The organism is Paenibacillus sp. J2L1-98 (genome assembly GCF_056269405.1).
In genome coordinates, this window is record NZ_JBWDNW010000029.1 from 48,607 (window position 1) to 66,217 (window position 17,611).

A 17,611-nucleotide genomic window follows, 5' to 3' on the forward strand; every position below is an offset into this window, starting at 1 on the left:
TTGCCCTCCTCATATCGTTTTTAATTTCCATAAAAGCTGCGTGAGCTTTATTGCTGTTCTTGGCCCTCAATTGCAATTGCAAACAATTCGTTCAATCTATCTATACGGCCTTCGTAATAGAGATAACCGACTAAACTCTCCAATGCGGTAGCGAGACGATACTCGGCGACGTCCGCATTTTTGGGCGGAGCGCCCGACTTCGAATTGCGGCCGCGGCGAACGATGTCCGCCTCCTCCTCGGTTAAATGCGGCTGCCAGCGATCCAATGTCCTTTTTTGTCCTTTGGCTGAAACGAATTTTGTCGCTTCGCGGTGAAGATGATGGGACTTCTGATTCGGAAGCGAAATTAAATATTGCCGAATCAGAAGCTCAAAAACAGCATCGCCGATATAAGCCAAAACGACAGGGTTCATGAGCTGCGCTTTTTTGGAAGGCGGGTGAAAGAGCAGCATATTTGTATTGATATGCTCGCTCATTTGCGCCGCCAACGGATACCTTGCGGAGTATCCTCAAGCACGATGTTTTTCTCCGTAAGCAGATCACGTATTTCATCGGCCCTCGCCCAGTTTTTCGCTTGTCGCACTTCCGTACGTTCCACGATAAGCTGCTCGATATCCGCATCCAGCAGCTCTGCGCCGGCATGCTGCTGCGGCAGCAAACCGAGCACGGCATCCATACGCTCCAGCAGAGTCAGCAGAGCATGGATAGCGCGGGATGAAGCATCGGCACGGTTCAAGTATTGATTAGCTTCGGTAACCAAATCGAATACGGACGTTATGGCGTCAGGCGTATTGAAATCATCACTCATTTTCGAATGGAATTGTTCGTATATCGCCTTAAGTCTCTCGTCCAGCGCTTCATCACCAGAAGGAACAAGACCATTATCAGTCGTTTGAGCCAGCTCTCCGTCAACAGCTTTAAGTCTATGCTTTAGATTCGCCGCGCAATTCGTGATCCGCTCCACGCTATTCTCGGCTTGGGCGACCGTATCGTCGCTAAAATTCAGCGGGCTGCGATAATGAGTCGAGAGCATAAAGTAACGAACGGCGTGGGGTTTAACCCGCTTCACCAGCTCATGCACCGTAATGCCATTGCCCAGCGATTTGGACATCTTTTCATTGTTAATGTGAATATAGCCGTTATGCATCCAATAGTTCGCAAGCGGCTTGCCGGTCAATGCCTCAGATTGAGCCACCTCGCACTCATGATGCGGAAATTGTAAATCATGTCCGCCGCCGTGAATATCCAGCGTATCGCCAAGATACGTGCGGGCCATAGCCGAGCATTCGATATGCCAGCCTGGACGACCATCGCCGAATGGGCTATCCCATTTAATTTCTCCCGGCTTAGCACCCTTCCACAAGACAAAATCCTGTTGATTCTCTTTACGGTCGCCAATCTCAACCCGAATACCGAACTGAAGCTCTTCAATATTCTGATGAGACAGCTTGCCGTAATCCGCGAATGCAGCCGTGCGGTAGTATACGTCGCCTTCGCTCATATAAGCATAGCCTTTGTCTATCAGGCCTTGAATAAACGCCACGATCTGTGGAATATGCTCTGTCACTCGCGGATTAATCGTCGCTTTATGGACGCCTAATGCTTCGATATCCGCATAAAATGCCGCAATGAACGTTTCCGCCACTTCCTGCACGGTCGTACCAAGCTGCTCCGCTTTGCGGATAAGCTTGTCATCCACGTCTGTAAAGTTTACAACATATTGGACTTCATTTCCGATATCCTCTAAATAACGGCGAACGACATCGAAAAAAATGACGGGCCGCGCATTCCCGATATGAATGTAATCATAGACGGTAGGACCGCAAACATACATTTTCACTTTACCCGGCTCTTGCGGCACAAAAGGCTCTTTCAGCCGCGATACGGTGTTGTATATAGATACTGTCATTGTCGTATTTCTCCTCCAGTTACAGGTTCATGAAGCTGCTTCAGCTCGGATTTCAAATCATCTATTTCCTTCTGCATCGTACGGAACATTTCAATGACCGGGTCGGGAAGCTTCGTATGATCAAGCCGGTCGCCTACGCGCTCTCCGTTTCGTTTGACGACGCGTCCCGGATTTCCTACTACGGTGCAATTCGTCGGCACTTCACGCAGTACAACCGCATTTGATCCGATGTTGGAAAATTCGCCTACTTGGAACGAGCCCAGCACCTTCGCACCTGAGCCAATAACTACATTATTGCCAATAGTCGGATGACGCTTACCTTTTTCCTTGCCTGTTCCACCGAGAGTAACGCCTTGATAAATAACGACATCGTCGCCGATTTCGCAAGTCTCACCAATCACTACGCCCATTCCATGATCGATAAACAAACGCTCGCCGATTTGAGCGCCCGGATGTATCTCGATGCCCGTCATGAAACGGCTCACCTGGGAGATCATTCGCGCTGCCGTAAACCAGCCTCTGCGGTATAAGGGATGGGCAATGCGGTGAGCCCATATGGCGTGCAAGCCTGAATAGGTGAAAACAACCTCGAAACGGCTGCGGGCAGCCGGATCATTCTCGAAAACCGCTTGTATGTCCGATCGGAAATGACGAAACATAAGCAATGCTCCTTTTTCATACGCTCATTTATTTCTAATAAAAAGAAAAGCCCCCGCAGCATATTATGCTGCAGAGGCGTGTTATCTCGCGGTCCCACTCTGCTTGAACGAATCTACAGCTGCACGCTGAAATCCGTTCATCTTATAGTCTTTAACGCAGACGATACGTTGTTGCCTACCCTGCACAGCCGAATGTGCGCCTGCATAAACGATAAAACGTCGCCGCTCTATCCTTATGGTCGTGCATTTCCTGCTGCAGCAGCTCAGAACAAAGCTCCCAGGTGCATATTTCCGTTCGGTGGACCAGACAACTTGCAGCCCCATTCCGCTTTCCCATTGCCACACATCATGATGCGACGCCGATTCGAATGACGGTTGTCCTCTCTGCGAATCCACAAGCAAACGTACTTCTCCTGTTCATGGCCGTTCGATTCATTCATTTATTAGTCATAGTATACCGAATACCCAAAAATGTGACAAGGGTATTATGTCCGTTTGATAAGACAGTACCTATAAGCGTTTAAGCGCCAAAGCCTGCCAAACGCCCGCGCAGACGGCTGGCAACCTTCTCTTTGCCGAGCAATGCGAGAGATTGATTCAAGTCGGGACCATGCGTCTGTCCGGTAAGCGCCGCACGAATCGGCATGAAGAGCTGCTTCCCTTTGAAGCCCGTTTCCTTCTGCACGGCCTTGATCATTTCTTTAATACCATCCACCTGGAATGCCGTTTCTCCCGCTTCTATCAGATTCAGGAAGGCTTGAAGCACAACAGGCACCTGCTCCTCGGCAAGGACAGCGGCAGCATCGCCCTCGTCCTCAATTGTATCGCGGAAGAAAAGCTCAGTCATCGGCACGATTTCCGCAGCATAACGCAGCTTGTCCTGATGAAGCGCCACAAGATCCGTAACCCAAGCGCGGCCTTCCGCATCCAGCTCGGCAGCTACGCGCTCTGCCTTTTGCAAATGCGGCAAGCAAAGATCTACCAGACGTGACAGATCCGCTTTTTTCAAGTATTCGTTGTTCATCCAGCTCAGCTTCTGCGTATCGAATACGGCCGGGCTTTTGCTTAAGCGTTCCGGATTAAATACGGAAACCAGCTCGCCTTGGGTAAATATTTCTTGCTCGCCTTCAGGCGACCAGCCAAGCAGCGTAATAAAGTTAAACATCGCCTCCGGCAAATAACCGAGATCATCGTATTGGGAAATGAACTGAATGATCGATTCGTCACGTTTACTTAATTTCTTGCGCTGCTCATTTACGATTAGCGTCATATGACCGAATTTCGGCGGCTCCCAGCCAAACGCTTCATAGATCATAAGCTGGCGGGGCGTATTCGAAATATGATCCTCCCCGCGCAATACGTGACTGATTTTCATCAAATAATCGTCAAGCACAACAGCAAAGTTATAGGTTGGAATACCATCCTTCTTCACGATTACGAAATCGCCCATCTCCGCAGTATCGAAGCTGATCGAGCCTTTTACGATATCGTCAAAAGCATAGGTGCGTCCTTCCGTTACGCGAAAGCGAATACTAGGCACACGTCCTTCCGCTTCATAAGCACCGCGCTGTTCCGCCGTCAAATTGCGGTGCTGTCCGGAATAACGCGGCGTTTCGCCGCGCCCGATTTGCTCTTCCCGCTCCTGCTCCAGCTCTTCCTCCGTACAGTAGCAGCGATAAGCGAGACCGCGATCAAGCAGCTCCTGCCAGTACTTGCTGTAAATATCGAGTCGCTCTGTCTGGCGGTAAGGACCATACCCGCCTCCGATATCGATGCTTTCATCCCAATCGATGCCGAGCCATTTCAAATATTTAAGCTGACTTTCCTCTCCGCCCTCGACATTGCGCTTCACGTCTGTATCTTCGATTCGGATAATGAATTTACCGCCTTGATTTCTTGCAAACAAATAATTAAATAAGGCCGTTCTCGCATTGCCAATATGTAAATGACCCGTCGGAGATGGGGCATAACGAACTCGAACCTCTGCTGTCATCTCAATACCTCCTAAAAGTTTTGCGAAGCAAAATCTTGCTTCTAAAGCATATACTAATAAAGTTTTGCGAGGCAAAATCTTGCCTCTAAATAATCCCGATCATAACACATCCTTGACCAGGCAGACAACGGATTGCGCAGCGATCCCCTCGCCCCGTCCAGTGAACCCGAGCTGTTCGGTTGTTGTAGCCTTCACGTTCACCCGGGTAACGTCTGCCTCAAGCGCCTTTGCAATGATATCGGCCATTTGCGGAATATACGGGAGCATCTTAGGCCTTTGGGCAATAATCGTGGAATCGATGTTGCCGAGCTTGTAGCCGCGCTCGCGCACCAGCTTCCATACAGCCTCTAGCAGCTTCAAGCTGTCAGCATCCTTAAATGCGTCATCTGTATCGGGAAAATGTTTGCCGATATCTCCAAGCCCGAGCGCTCCCAATATCGCATCCGTTATCGCATGCAACAGCACGTCCGCGTCCGAATGGCCGAGCAGGCCCTTTTCGTACGGAATCGTTACTCCCCCAATAATGCAGGGACGCCCTTCCACCAATTGATGCACATCAAAACCTTGTCCAACTCGAATCATTCTTGCCCACCGTTCCCCTCTGCCCTATCGGCACGACGCTTCGCAAGCAAAAATTCCGCCCACGGCAAATCCTCAGGCGTCGTAATTTTAATATTTGTATACTCGCCTTCTGCAACGGTGACGCTCACGCCCATACGCTCGACGACCATCGCGTCATCCGTTCCAACGAATTGCTCCGCCAGCGCGCGCTCATGCGCCTCCAGCAGCAGGACACGTCGAAAAGCTTGCGGCGTTTGTATCGCCCACAAGCTTCGGCGGTCCGGTGTCGAAACGATGACACCCGCTTCATTCACCTGTTTAATCGTATCTTTAACCGGAACAGCTAGCACCGAGGCACCGCTCTGCTCAGCTTGTGCGCAGCAAGCGCGGACGGCATCTGCCGTCACTAGCGGACGCACCCCGTCATGCACCATCACCCAGTCAGTCGTCAGCTCTTGCAGTCCGCAATATACGGAATGCTGGCGTTCTTTCCCTCCGGCAACGACAGCCGTTACCTTCGTAATTCCATACTGTAATACCCACTTGCGGCACCGCTCTACATCATCGCTTCCAACGACAAGCACCGCTTCTTTGACTGTTTCCATCGACTGGAACAGCTCCAGCGTGTGAACGAGTATAGGCTTGTCCACCAGCTGCAAATACTGCTTGCTTTCCTTCGTCCCCATCCGCGTGCCTCGTCCTGCCGCAACGATGATAACTCCCCAATCTGCTCCCATGCCTTCAACCCGCCTCACACTGTGTTAAAATATAAGACTTTATAAGGCATAACCTTATAAACATACTTATATTTCACCGCGAAACGAGCTTTGCCGCCAGGACGGCGTCAGCCGTTTACGCTTAAACAATAGTACTATCATACCTTGTTACAGCGCTTTTTCCAACAGCTTCGGCTTTGCAAATATCATTCGGCCCGCAGAGGTTTGCAGCACGCTCGTCACAAGCACCTCCATCGTAGTGCCGATATACTCGCGTCCTCCCTCGACGACGATCATCGTGCCGTCATCCAAATAGGCGACACCTTGACCATGCTCTTTGCCGTCCTTTATCACTTGAACGATAATTTCTTCTCCCGGCAGGACGACAGGCTTCACGGCATTAGCCAAATCATTAATATTCAACACCGATACTCCTTGCAGCTCGCATACTTTGTTTAAGTTAAAATCATTCGTAACGACCTTGCCATGAAGAGCCTTAGCCAGCTTCACAAGCTTGCTGTCAACTTCACCGATTTCTTCAAAATCACCTTCATAAATAAGAACCTTCACATCAAGCTCTTTCTGAATTTTGTTCAAAATATCGAGTCCGCGCCGTCCTCTATTCCGTTTCAGCAAATCGGAAGAATCCGCAATATGCTGAAGCTCTTCAAGAACGAACTCCGGTATGACGAGCGTCCCTTCAATAAATCCGGTTTTGCATATGTCCGCAATTCGTCCATCGATAATAACGCTCGTATCGAGTATTTTATGCTCCTCGTAGCCGCCCGCTTCATCTGAAGCAGGTGCGGATCTGCGCTTCTCCAGCAGGGCGGCAAAGCCTTCTGCCAGCTCCTCCTGCTTATGCAGTCCAATTCGCATGCCCAAATAACCAAAGCATAGCATCATAGCCGCTGGAATAAGGCTCCCCAGCCCCTCAAAGCCGGATACTGCGGGATACAGCAGTACGGCGAGCAATAAGCCCGCAAGCAGTCCGCCCGCCCCGGCAACCAGCTGCCGCACCGGAAGCGCTGCGGTTTGCTCCGCACCCTTCTGCATATATCGAATAATTTGCCCTGCAAGCATCGTTGCCACAACCACACCAAAAACCGCGCCAATTGCTACATTCATGTAATAAGTGCCGGATCGCTGTAGCATTCCGAAGGATGAGCCAGACCATACGGCCGCTCCATTTATCCATCCGTATACTTCACCGCCTGCCATACCACCGAACAACATACCCATTAGTTGAATGATTCGTCTAACCATCGTGGTTCACCTCCACTACAATTATGTTCCAATAATTGCCTTGCTAACCGTGGGGATACACATTAATTGCAAACATTTATTATTTTTAATAAATCATATTTTGAAAAGAGAGGGTAGGAAGCTTATAATGGAAATTAAGATTACATCACAAAAGGTTGGTGAAAGAGGTGGAACCGATGAGCGCTCCTACACTGGATCAATTTCAGCGGCAAGTTTCCGAATTGCTGCTCAGGCACCGAAGCTTACTAGATGTTATGTCAAAATTCGGTCAGTCAGGCGCTTCTGTTAACCGTGCAGTCACGAAAGCAGTGACTGATTGTGGCTGTATCGAAATTAATGCCCGAAAGCAGCAATACTCAGATGACTTAAATCTTGAAAACGCGAAAGCAACGCTGCAAAGCCATCTCTCCGGAACGGTATGCGAGCATTGCCGCGACGTACTGAAGGCCGATCTTGGCCGCAACTTATTTTACATGACTGCTTTATGTAATCTGCTGGATATTCAATTGGATGAAGTTATCGCAGATGAGTACGACAAATGCTCCACTTTGGGCCTGTTTAATTTAACGTAATGTGACACAAGAGAGTACCGGCCGAGTCCGACAATTGACAAAAGCTTTGAGGAGTTGATCTCCCCAAAGCTTTTTCTTTGTTTTCATGAGCTTATTAGCATGGATATGACTAAAACAGTGTCCGATTTCTTCTTCCGAAATCCGCAAACAAAGTATGTGCAAGAAAATGTAATTAATTGATTATAATTGAAATAAACGTACTCATCTTTATTGTCCAATCTTGTCGTATAAACTGTTTCACGAAGTTCCTCTCCTTTATTTATTATATTATTTTTTATAAATTTTATCAAAAATTTCATTTTTATAATAAAATGATCTAATTTTAAAAAATAAAAAATAGCGTATCTAAGCACAAATAATTGCGCTTAGATACGCTATTGGTTTAAGCCGGCTTCTCTGATTGAACAGGCTCTTCGGAGATTTCATCCCGCTTCTTGCGCTTACGATTTCGCTTGGGCAAACGTCGATCAACGTTTTTTTTTAGGCCGTACAGCGCATAAAGCAGCAGCGGTACAAACAATATTTTGGACAGGTCGTTTTTGAATAATAAGCCTAGGACGACAGCCACGACAATGACGATGGGCACAACCCAAACCGCGCTTTTCGGAATACCGACCTTTTTGAAATTCGGATATTTGATCGTACTGACCATAAGTATGGAAAGCACAAGCGTGCTCGCAAGCAGCACCGATACGTAAATGTCATCTTTAAATAATGCAAGTGTTGCTAGTACACCGCCCGCTGCCGGTATCGGCAGACCGATAAAGTAACCTGGCGCGCTTGAAATCACATTGAAGCGAGCAAGCCGCAGAGCACCGCAAATCGGAAACAAGGCCGTTACAATCCAAGCGAAGGCTGGATTAAGCTCTTGAAAAGCGACCACATACATGATGAATGCCGGCGCTACACCAAACGAAATCACATCGGATAGTGAGTCTAGTTCCTTACCGAATTCACTTTGAACGTTCAGCGCCCGAGCAACGCGTCCGTCTACACCGTCGAGCAGCATGGCGATTAATACCATCATTGCCGCCGTATCTGGTTTTTCGTTAAATACAAGAATGATGGCGATTACTCCTAAGAATAGGTTCCCCACCGTGAGAAGGCTCGGTATCGATTTTGTGATCATCTTTTCCACCTCTTCTCTACTATGCCCCAAAACCCTTAACGAATGTACATCCACGTTACAGGACCACATTCAATCCATTGTATGGGATTTAGATTTGCCTGTCAATGAACATCTGCTCTTGGATTCGTTTGAGACCTTCCTTGATTGCCCGTGCCCGTACTTCGCCAATACCCTCAACCTCATCCAGTTCTTCGATCGTCGCCATCAAAATATGAGGCAGCCGTCCGAAGCGGTCGATCAGATTGTTCATAATGATGAGCGGCAATCTCGGAATTTTGTTCAATAAGCGGTAACCGCGCGGAGAAACAGATTCATCGTTCATATTATTCGTATGTGGATAACCGATCAAACGAATGATTGGCGGGGCATCCAGCAGCTCTTCTGAGCTTAGCTTCTTGAGGCCCGCCCGAATTTCCCGAATCTTCTCATCCGAATTATCTTTGGCGTAATCCTTAAGTAAGTACCAAGCATCCTCTTCCACACCGCCTACCAGTTCATCCATTTGCATGCTGATGAGGCGTCCTTCCGTTCCGAGCTCATTCACATAGCGCTTGATCTCCATCTTGATGCGCAGCACCATCTCAACGCGTTGAATGACATGCGCCACTTCCTGCAGCGTTACAAGCTCTTCGAACTCGAGCGCAGATAAATTCGTGAACGATTGGCTGAGCACCGCTTTATATTTCTCCAGCGTTTGAATCGCTTGGTTAGCCTTTGTCAAAATAACGCCCATTTCCTTCAGCGAATAGCGCAGGTTGCCTTGATACAGCGTAATAATGTTGCGGCGCTGCGAGATCGATACGACAAGCTTGCCGGTTTGCTTAGCAACCCGCTCTGCCGTACGGTGACGAATCCCTGTCTCGATCGATGGGATAGAGCTGTTCGGAATGAGCTGCGTATTCGCATACAAAATCCGGCGCATATCTTCGCTCAAAATAATCGCGCCATCCATTTTGGCAAGCTCATACAAATAGTTCGGCGAGAAGTCGCAATTAATGGAGAAGCCGCCATCCACAACCTCCATTACCTCTGGACTATAGCCAACAACTAGCAATGCCCCCGTTTTGGCGCGAAGCACATTTTCAAGCCCTTCACGAAAAGGGGTACCTGGTGCGACTAATTGCAATAATTGGTTCATAATTTCAAGCTGAGTAGGTTCCTTCATCGTATGCCCCCTATCCAAGCGCTGCCTTAAGTGCTTCCGACACTGTGGTTACGCCAATAATTTCTATGCCTGCGGGCGGCTTCCAGCCCTTTAAGCTTTTCTCCGGCATAATGACACGTTTGAATCCTAGCTTCTCTGCTTCCTTCACCCGCTGCTCCGCACGCGATACCGCACGAACCTCACCCGTTAGACCTACCTCGCCAAAGATGACATCGTAAGGCTTCGTCGGTGAATCCCGAAAGCTGGAGGCTATACTGACCGCAGCCGCAAGATCGACTGCCGGCTCGTCGAGCTTTACTCCGCCCGCAACGTTCAAATATGCATCCTGCGTTTGCAGAAACATTCCGTTTCGCTTCTCCAGCACCGCAATAATTAGCGCCATTCGATGATGATCAATACCGGTCGACATTCTTCTCGGAGATGGGAAATTGGTAGTCGCCACAAGAGCCTGAAGCTCTACAAGCACGGGCCTAGTACCTTCCATGCTAGCGACGACGGTCGAGCCTGACACACCAAGCGGACGCTCGGACAAGAACAGCTCGGAAGGGTTAGACACCTCTCTGAGACCATCCTCGCCCATTTCGAAAATTCCGATTTCATTCGTCGAGCCGAAGCGGTTTTTGACCGCCCGCAAAATGCGGTACGTATGATGGCGCTCTCCTTCGAAATAAAGAACGCAATCCACCATATGCTCCAGCAGTCTCGGCCCTGCAATTGCGCCTTCCTTCGTTACATGGCCGACCAGCACAGTTGCGATTCCTTTGATTTTGGCGACTCGCATAAAGTGTGCCGTACATTCGCGAACCTGCGATACGCTGCCGGGAGCCGATTGTACATTCGGATCGTACACCGTTTGAATCGAGTCAATAACAAGAAAATCCGGCTGGACCGATTCAATTGCATCGTTGATCTGCTCCATATTGGTCTCGCACAGCACATAAAGCGACTCCGTCAACGCTCCCAGGCGGTCTGCCCGAAGCCTCGTTTGGCGCACCGACTCTTCTCCCGAGATATAGAGAACCTTAAGTCCCTTTACCGCAAGCGCATGAGAGGTCTGCAGCAGCAGCGTTGATTTCCCAATACCGGGATCGCCGCCAACAAGAATAAGCGAGCCTGGCACGACGCCTCCGCCAAGCACCCGGTTGAGCTCCAGCATCCTTGTTTCGATACGCGGCTCTTGCCCGCTTTCTATATGTATGATGGATTGCGGCTTTTCTTTCGCATGAAACGACGACAAACCGACGCCCTTCGTTTTCACAACGGTTTCTTTCTCTTCTACCATGGAATTCCAAGCATGGCAGCCCGGGCATTTCCCAAGCCATTTTGGCGATTCAGTGCCGCATTCCGTACAAATAAACTTCGTTTTAATTTTGGCCATTCTGAACTCCTTAAACGTTATGGGCTAGCGTAAATAGATGAAGCCATCCCTGGCGATTCTGCTTAAAATGACACTACGTAAAGTTTACCATTTTATCCCCCATGTATAAACCCACATTGTTCACGAAAAAATTGATGATGCTTCTATTATTCGTTTCCCACAATTAAACTTATCCCTTTTCAGCCATAACGGTTTTATCCACAGGTTTATCTACAACTTATCAACATTATCCACAAGTCATCAACATATCCCCATCGTCCATCTCACATAATGACGCATAAAAAAGGCTCCCGTTATCCACAGTGGATAAGAGAGCAGTATGACAGTCCTATTTAAAACTATTCATAAAAGGCACAAACAGCCTCTTCATTTACACATCGCTGAGATGTGATGCTTCGATACCGGCTTGCCGGGCAACCAACACGCGATGCGTTGACAGCTGCGAGCCCAGCATAACGCTTTCCGGTTGCTGACCGTCTGCGCCCTGTTGTTGACCGCCTCTGTGGGCATGCGCTTGCCGGAACGAATCACTATTCACCCAGCCCTCGAAAGAAGCTTTATTTTCCCAAGTCGTGCTTACTTTAAGCTCATCGTATTCCTCCAGACCTTCCGTAAACAAAACCTCCATGCGTACGAAACCAGGCGATAAATCGATACCTTTAGAGTTTTGGAACCGTTTTGCCACCGTCTCCCCATGACCTTTTTTTACTTTTATCGTATTTGTAACAACTATCATCGTTGTTCCTCCCATATGTATGTAATACTCCATCCTTATTATACGATAATGATTCTCATTGTCAATTATTCGTTATAATAAAAACTGTCCCGCAAACAGGATCACTGGCCGCGGGACAGTTTGGAATTAAGCTTTATTTCGTAGTAGCGGACTCCTCAGGCTCTTGCTCCGAGATCGATTTATTAACGGTTAAGCTTCCGTCTTTCTCGTCAATGGTGAACGTATCACCTTTTTGGATAATGCCCATCAGCAAATCTTCGGACAACCGGTCCTCGATATGCTTTTGAATAGCCCGGCGAAGCGGACGCGCTCCGTATTGCGGATCATAGCCTTCCTTCGCCAGGAAGTTTTTCGCTGAGTCCGTCAGCACGAAATCGACATCTTGCTCACGCAGACGCTTGCGCAGCTCCTCCGACATGAGCGTAACGATTTCGGCAATATGCTCCTCGCCAAGCGAGTGGAACACGATGCTCTCATCAATCCGGTTCAGGAACTCCGGACGGAAGCTCTTCTTCAGCTCAGCCATTACTTTATCTTTCATTTGTATGAAATCGCGTCCAGCGTCCTGTACGGCTGTAAAGCCGAGCGAGGAATTTCGTTTAATTTGGTCAGCGCCAACGTTGGACGTCATAATAATCAACGTATTGCGGAAATCGACTACTCTGCCTTTGGAATCAGTCAAGCGGCCATCCTCGAGCACTTGAAGCAAAATATTGAATACTTCCGGATGAGCCTTCTCGATTTCATCAAGCAGGACAACGGAATAAGGTTTGCGGCGAACCTTCTCCGTCAATTGGCCGCCTTCTTCATAGCCTACGTACCCTGGAGGCGCGCCAACCAAACGTGATGTCGAATGCTTCTCCATATATTCCGACATGTCGATGCGGATAACCGCATTCTCATCGCCGAACATCGATTCAGCAAGCGCTCTGGCAAGCTCCGTTTTACCTACACCGGTTGGCCCTAAGAAAATGAATGAGCCAATCGGACGCTTCGGATCCTTCAGGCCGGCACGAGCACGACGAATCGCGCGCGATACCGATTTAACGGCATCATCCTGACCGATAATGCGGTTATGAAGAATGTCCTCCATTTTGAGAAGGCGCTCCGTTTCTCCTTCAGCCAGCTTGCTGACCGGTATTCCCGTCCAGCTAGCTACAACCTGTGCGATATCCTCAGGTGTTACTTCGGAATCGGTACGGCCCTGTTTTTCTTTCCACTGATTTTTCGTAATGTCGAGCTCTTCGCGTATTTTTTGTTCCGTATCGCGCAGAGCTGCCGCTTTCTCAAACTCTTGGCTTTGAACCGCTGCATCCTTTTCCTTGCGGATATCCTCTAAACGGTTTTCAAGCTGCTTCAGGTTCGGCGGTACGGTGTAGGAATTTAAGCGTACCTTCGAGCCAGCCTCATCGATGAGGTCGATCGCTTTGTCCGGCAAGAACCGATCCGGGATATAACGATCAGACAGCTTTACCGCTTGCACGATTGCGTCATCCGTAATTTTCACACGGTGATGAGCCTCGTAGCGGTCGCGCAAACCGTACAAAATTTGAATCGCTTCTTCAGGCGAAGGCTGATCCACCGTAATCGGTTGGAAACGACGCTCAAGAGCTGCATCCTTCTCGATATATTTGCGGTACTCATCAAGCGTTGTTGCCCCGATGCACTGCAGCTCGCCACGAGCGAGAGCAGGCTTCAATATATTAGAAGCATCGATTGCGCCCTCCGCTCCGCCTGCGCCGATCAGCGTATGAAGCTCATCTATGAATAAAATAATATTGCCGGCTTGGCGAATTTCATCCATGATCTTCTTCAGACGGTCCTCGAACTCACCGCGGTATTTCGTGCCTGCTACAACTGAGCCCATATCGAGCGTCATTACGCGCTTGTCACGCAGCGTTTCAGGAATTTCATTCTCGATAATTTTTTGAGCAAGACCTTCGGCGATCGCTGTTTTACCGACGCCTGGCTCCCCGATTAGCACTGGATTGTTTTTCGTCCGGCGGCTAAGCACTTGAATCACGCGCTCAATTTCTTTGCTGCGGCCGATAACCGGATCCAGATTTCCTTCCTTCGCATATGCCGTCAAATCTCTTGCAAGACCATCAAGCGTAGGCGTGCTTACGTTCGCCGGTGAGCCGTGGTTGCTTGATACCGCTTCGCTGCTGCCAAGCAGCTGAAGCACCTGCTGGCGAGCCTTATTCAGGCTGATGCCAAGGTTGTTCAGCACGCGTGCTGCAACGCCTTCCCCTTCGCGGATCAGGCCGAGCAAAATATGCTCCGTGCCAACATACGTATGTCCAAGCTTTCTTGCTTCATCCATCGAAAGCTCAATAACTTTTTTCGCGCGAGGCGTATATGCAATGTTGTTCGGCTGCTCTTGTCCACGGCCGATCAACGCTTCAACCTCATCTTGGATCTTCTCAAGTCCTAGACCGAGTCCAATTAATGCTTTGGCCGCTATTCCTTCCCCTTCGCGAATAAGACCAAGTAAAATATGCTCCGTGCCGATATTGTTATGCCCGAGACGAACCGCTTCCTCTTGCGCCAATGCAAGCACCTTCTGTGCTCGCTCCGTAAATCTTCCAAACATCATATTCATGCACCCCCATGGCCTTTTTCACCACGCAATTGCTTGCGTATGAGTTCTGCTCTCCTGAAATCTCTCTGCTCCGGACTCATCTTCTCATCGAAGGTTTGCTGCAGAAATCCGGGCTGAGTCATTACCAAAAGCTCATTCAACACTTGCGGTGAAACATTCGTCAAAATGCCGAGATCGGCACCAAGCCGCACATCCGACAACCGCTGTGAAGCTTCCTTGGAATCCATAATCGAAGCATGGGATAAAATACCGTACGATCGTCTCACACGATCCTCCGTCCTCAGCCTCGACTCTTGCATAAGACGCTTGCGAGCCGCTTTCTCATGCTCGATGATTTGTCTTGCAACGCTATAAAGATTGTCAATGATTTCGTTCTCGGATTGACCTAGCGTAATTTGGTTAGACACCTGAAACAGATTGCCAAGCGCTTCACTGCCTTCGCCATACAATCCTCTAACCGCCAAACCGACCTGCGTTACTGCTGACAAAATGCGATTGATTTGCGACGTAAGCACAAGTGCCGGTAAATGCATCATAACCGAAGCACGTATGCCAGTGCCAACATTTGTTGGACATGTCGTTAAATAACCGCGTTTCTCATCAAACGCATAATCAGCCGCTTCTTCAAAAATATCGTCAATTCCGCTGGCCAACGCCCATGCCTCTTGAATTTGAAAGCCTGGATATAAACATTGGATGCGCAAATGATCTTCTTCGTTAATCATGATGCTAACAGATTCGTTATCGCTTAGAATAACGGCCCCGCATCGCGATTCATTCGCTAAATTTGGACTAATTAAATGCTTTTCTACAAGCACCCTTTTATCAAGCTCGCTTAGATCTAACAAAATAATGGTCTCAAATGAACCAATAGACTGCAGCTTACCGCTCTGGCTTACTTCAGTCAGCTGATCCATAACATCCTTAGATTGCTGATTCGTTGCAAGCAATGGAAAAGGCTGATTCCGTAAATTACGGGCTACGCGCACTCTGCTGCTAATAACAATTTCAGATTCCGGGCCTATGTCCTTCATCCATTCGCTAAGCGCGTGCTGTGAGAATCGATGCTTAGTCAAGAGGTTCATTCACTCCTTCTATGCCAGCCTACAGGTCTGCAATTTTGCGCTCAAGTTCACGTATTTGATCACGCAGCTGAGCTGCGCTCTCAAACTCTTCATGTTCTATTTTGGCTTGCAAATCCCGTCTCAGCTGTTCGATTTCACGCTTGCACTGAATTTGTCCGCCGGAGCGCTTAGGTATCTTCCCGCTGTGTATCGTACTGCTGTGAACCCGTTTGAGAAGTGGATCAAGCTTACCTTCAAACGCCTGGTAACAAGAGCTGCAGCCAAAACGGCCAATCTTGCTGAACTGCGTATAGGTCAGCCCGCATTCCTCGCATCTTAGCGCTGGCTGCTTAATGCCGGCTGCTCCTGCACCGCCCAAATGCTCGAAATCAAGAAGCCCTGACAATAAGCTATGAATAGAAAAGCTATTCGGCGCTCCAGGAATGCCTTCCCCTTTCTCCCTGGCACAGCTTTCACAAATGTGAAATTCGGTCTTCTCACCATTGATGATTTTTGTAAAGTGAAGCGTAGCCGGCTTTTTACCGCACTCTTGGCAATACAAGCCTGAATCCCTCCTCCCGGTACAAACGGTTTCTCGTTATTTTACCAGCAATGAGATAAGCATGGACCTGAGCAATCTTGCTCTGATTTCATCCCTTAGCGGCAGCTTAAGCGCGATCGTATCGCGGCTCACAGCCGCTCGAAGCAAGTTGCCTTCACGCTTCGAAATGAGTCTTGCTTCCTCCAGCTGATAAATAAGTCCTTCCGCCGCGCTTTGATCGACACATTCCCCAACCGTTTCTTCGATATGGAATTGTATCGTCTTCAATGCCGGAAGATCAATCCGTTGAATTCGGATATAGCCTCCGCCTCCGCGCTTGCTTTCAACCATGTATCCTTTCTCCATCGTAAAGCGAGTACTGATGACATAGTTAATTTGCGACGGTACACAAGAAAATTTGTCAGCCAAGTCATTGCGTTGAATTTCTACTGCGCCCTCCGGGCTGTCTTGCAGCATGTGCTTCAAATACTGTTCGATGAGATCGGAAATGTTTCGCAAACCACCAACCTCCCTGAGAAATAACCAAAAAAGCCTAAGTTGAAACATTTGAACAGGGAAATCAAGTAAATCTTTTTCAGTCAAATTAGTCATTCACCGAATATTCGGACAACTGACTTTGACTTTCTTTGACTTTGATTTTATTATATGCAATTTTAGCAAAAGGTCAAGTGCTCGTTTAAATTCATTTTTATATTAGCTTGGTGCGGTTGCACGATGTTTATACATGGACAGTCCTGATTGAACAGATAAAAACGCTCAACCGCCAGACTCAAAGGTCAGGATGATTGAGCGTCAATAATGCCGGCAGGTTAAGCGTATTGGATGAAAGAAATCAATGAGCACTTTGGTCAGTTCAATGTTATGCAACACGCCTTAAACAGACAAACATTTCAATTAAAAACGCCAAAATATGCCACGGCGTTTTCGAAGCATGTCGGTTAGTGGCTTCTTTAAGCAGACCCATCTCCAATCACGCAGCAGTGAGCAGCTTGCCACCACAACCCATTCGATCTGCACGGAGTAGCAGGAAGCAATGACATTCAAGATATTGACTCCAATATTGCGATAAGCTGATAACCTATTTAATAGAAAATGAATGATTCGTAGTTAAGAGGAAGCCAAGCTCTTGCCACAATTGATCAACGAGCTGTGCCTAGTTAGGTTATATGTGCAAACAACAAAAAACCTATCGCATTACATGCGATAGGTCTCTCGTGCTTGGCGACGTCCTACTCTCCCAAGACCCTGCGGTCTAAGTACCATTGGCGCTGGAGGGCTTAACGGTCGTGTTCGGTATGG

General features: G+C 48.5%; 16 protein-coding genes and 1 rRNA gene. 1 reads left to right on the forward strand and 16 read right to left on the reverse strand.

What is annotated here, in order from left to right:
* Positions 1-47: 47 nt before the first annotated feature.
* The 7 genes from AC0YNZ_RS28485 to AC0YNZ_RS28515 all read right to left on the reverse strand — a co-directional run bounded on the left by AC0YNZ_RS28485 (position 48) and on the right by AC0YNZ_RS28515 (position 7,104).
* Positions 48-476, reverse strand: a complete 429-nt coding sequence (locus AC0YNZ_RS28485) for a Mini-ribonuclease 3 (protein ID WP_475829783.1) — start codon at positions 474-476, stop codon at positions 48-50.
* The gene (cysS, locus tag AC0YNZ_RS28490) at positions 473-1,909 is read right to left on the reverse strand and encodes a cysteine--tRNA ligase (protein WP_475829784.1); all 1,437 of its coding nucleotides are present in this window, start codon (positions 1,907-1,909) and stop codon (positions 473-475) included. Before cysS ends, AC0YNZ_RS28485 begins: the two co-directional genes overlap by 4 nt.
* A complete protein-coding gene (cysE, locus tag AC0YNZ_RS28495; RefSeq protein WP_475829785.1) occupies positions 1,906-2,568 on the reverse strand; it encodes a serine O-acetyltransferase in 663 nt (220 codons plus the stop codon). The genes cysS and cysE overlap by 4 nt, the downstream gene beginning before the upstream one ends.
* Positions 2,569-3,088: 520 nt before the next feature.
* Positions 3,089-4,561 carry a glutamate--tRNA ligase gene (gene gltX / locus AC0YNZ_RS28500; protein WP_475829786.1) on the reverse strand — a complete coding sequence of 491 codons (1,473 nt, stop codon included), beginning with the start codon at positions 4,559-4,561 and terminating at the stop codon, positions 3,089-3,091.
* Between the two features lie 99 nt (positions 4,562-4,660).
* Entirely contained in the window at positions 4,661-5,143 is a 483-nt protein-coding gene (ispF, locus tag AC0YNZ_RS28505; RefSeq protein WP_475829787.1) for a 2-C-methyl-D-erythritol 2,4-cyclodiphosphate synthase, read from the reverse strand.
* Positions 5,140-5,859 carry a 2-C-methyl-D-erythritol 4-phosphate cytidylyltransferase gene (ispD, locus tag AC0YNZ_RS28510; protein WP_475829788.1) on the reverse strand — a complete coding sequence of 240 codons (720 nt, stop codon included), beginning with the start codon at positions 5,857-5,859 and terminating at the stop codon, positions 5,140-5,142. The genes ispF and ispD overlap by 4 nt, the downstream gene beginning before the upstream one ends.
* A gap of 147 nt (positions 5,860-6,006) precedes the next feature.
* Positions 6,007-7,104, reverse strand: a complete 1,098-nt coding sequence (locus AC0YNZ_RS28515; RefSeq protein ID WP_475829789.1) for a PIN/TRAM domain-containing protein — start codon at positions 7,102-7,104, stop codon at positions 6,007-6,009.
* Positions 7,105-7,280: 176 nt separating this feature from the next.
* Between AC0YNZ_RS28515 and AC0YNZ_RS28520 the strand changes: the two genes are divergently transcribed.
* Positions 7,281-7,676, forward strand: coding sequence for a DUF1573 domain-containing protein (locus tag AC0YNZ_RS28520; RefSeq protein WP_110774010.1), 396 nt, complete (start codon positions 7,281-7,283; stop codon positions 7,674-7,676).
* 382 nt (positions 7,677-8,058) lie between these two features.
* On the opposite strand, the gene pssA is transcribed toward AC0YNZ_RS28520, so the two are convergent.
* The 9 genes from pssA to rrf all read right to left on the reverse strand — a co-directional run.
* Complete coding sequence (gene pssA / locus AC0YNZ_RS28525; protein WP_475829790.1) at positions 8,059-8,805, reverse strand: CDP-diacylglycerol--serine O-phosphatidyltransferase; 747 nt, start codon at positions 8,803-8,805, stop codon at positions 8,059-8,061.
* Positions 8,806-8,893: 88 nt separating this feature from the next.
* The gene (gene disA, locus AC0YNZ_RS28530) at positions 8,894-9,970 is read right to left on the reverse strand and encodes a DNA integrity scanning diadenylate cyclase DisA (protein ID WP_475829791.1); all 1,077 of its coding nucleotides are present in this window, start codon (positions 9,968-9,970) and stop codon (positions 8,894-8,896) included.
* Positions 9,971-9,980: 10 nt separating this feature from the next.
* Positions 9,981-11,348 (reverse strand): DNA repair protein RadA, encoded by a 1,368-nt coding sequence (gene radA / locus AC0YNZ_RS28535; protein ID WP_110773962.1) that lies wholly within the window; start codon positions 11,346-11,348, stop codon positions 9,981-9,983.
* Between the two features lie 370 nt (positions 11,349-11,718).
* On the reverse strand, positions 11,719-12,084 hold the full coding sequence (locus AC0YNZ_RS28540) for an antibiotic biosynthesis monooxygenase (RefSeq protein ID WP_475829792.1): 366 nt from the start codon (positions 12,082-12,084) through the stop codon (positions 11,719-11,721).
* A gap of 133 nt (positions 12,085-12,217) precedes the next feature.
* Positions 12,218-14,680, reverse strand: coding sequence for an ATP-dependent protease ATP-binding subunit ClpC (gene clpC / locus AC0YNZ_RS28545; RefSeq protein ID WP_475829793.1), 2,463 nt, complete (start codon positions 14,678-14,680; stop codon positions 12,218-12,220).
* A gap of 2 nt (positions 14,681-14,682) precedes the next feature.
* Positions 14,683-15,762 (reverse strand): protein arginine kinase, encoded by a 1,080-nt coding sequence (locus AC0YNZ_RS28550; RefSeq protein ID WP_475829794.1) that lies wholly within the window; start codon positions 15,760-15,762, stop codon positions 14,683-14,685.
* Positions 15,763-15,790: 28 nt separating this feature from the next.
* Positions 15,791-16,312 carry a UvrB/UvrC motif-containing protein gene (locus AC0YNZ_RS28555; RefSeq protein ID WP_475829795.1) on the reverse strand — a complete coding sequence of 174 codons (522 nt, stop codon included), beginning with the start codon at positions 16,310-16,312 and terminating at the stop codon, positions 15,791-15,793.
* Between the two features lie 36 nt (positions 16,313-16,348).
* Positions 16,349-16,810, reverse strand: a complete 462-nt coding sequence (locus AC0YNZ_RS28560; protein WP_110773957.1) for a CtsR family transcriptional regulator — start codon at positions 16,808-16,810, stop codon at positions 16,349-16,351.
* Between the two features lie 718 nt (positions 16,811-17,528).
* Positions 17,529-17,611: ribosomal RNA gene (gene rrf / locus AC0YNZ_RS28565) — 5S ribosomal RNA — on the reverse strand; the annotation flags it as partial.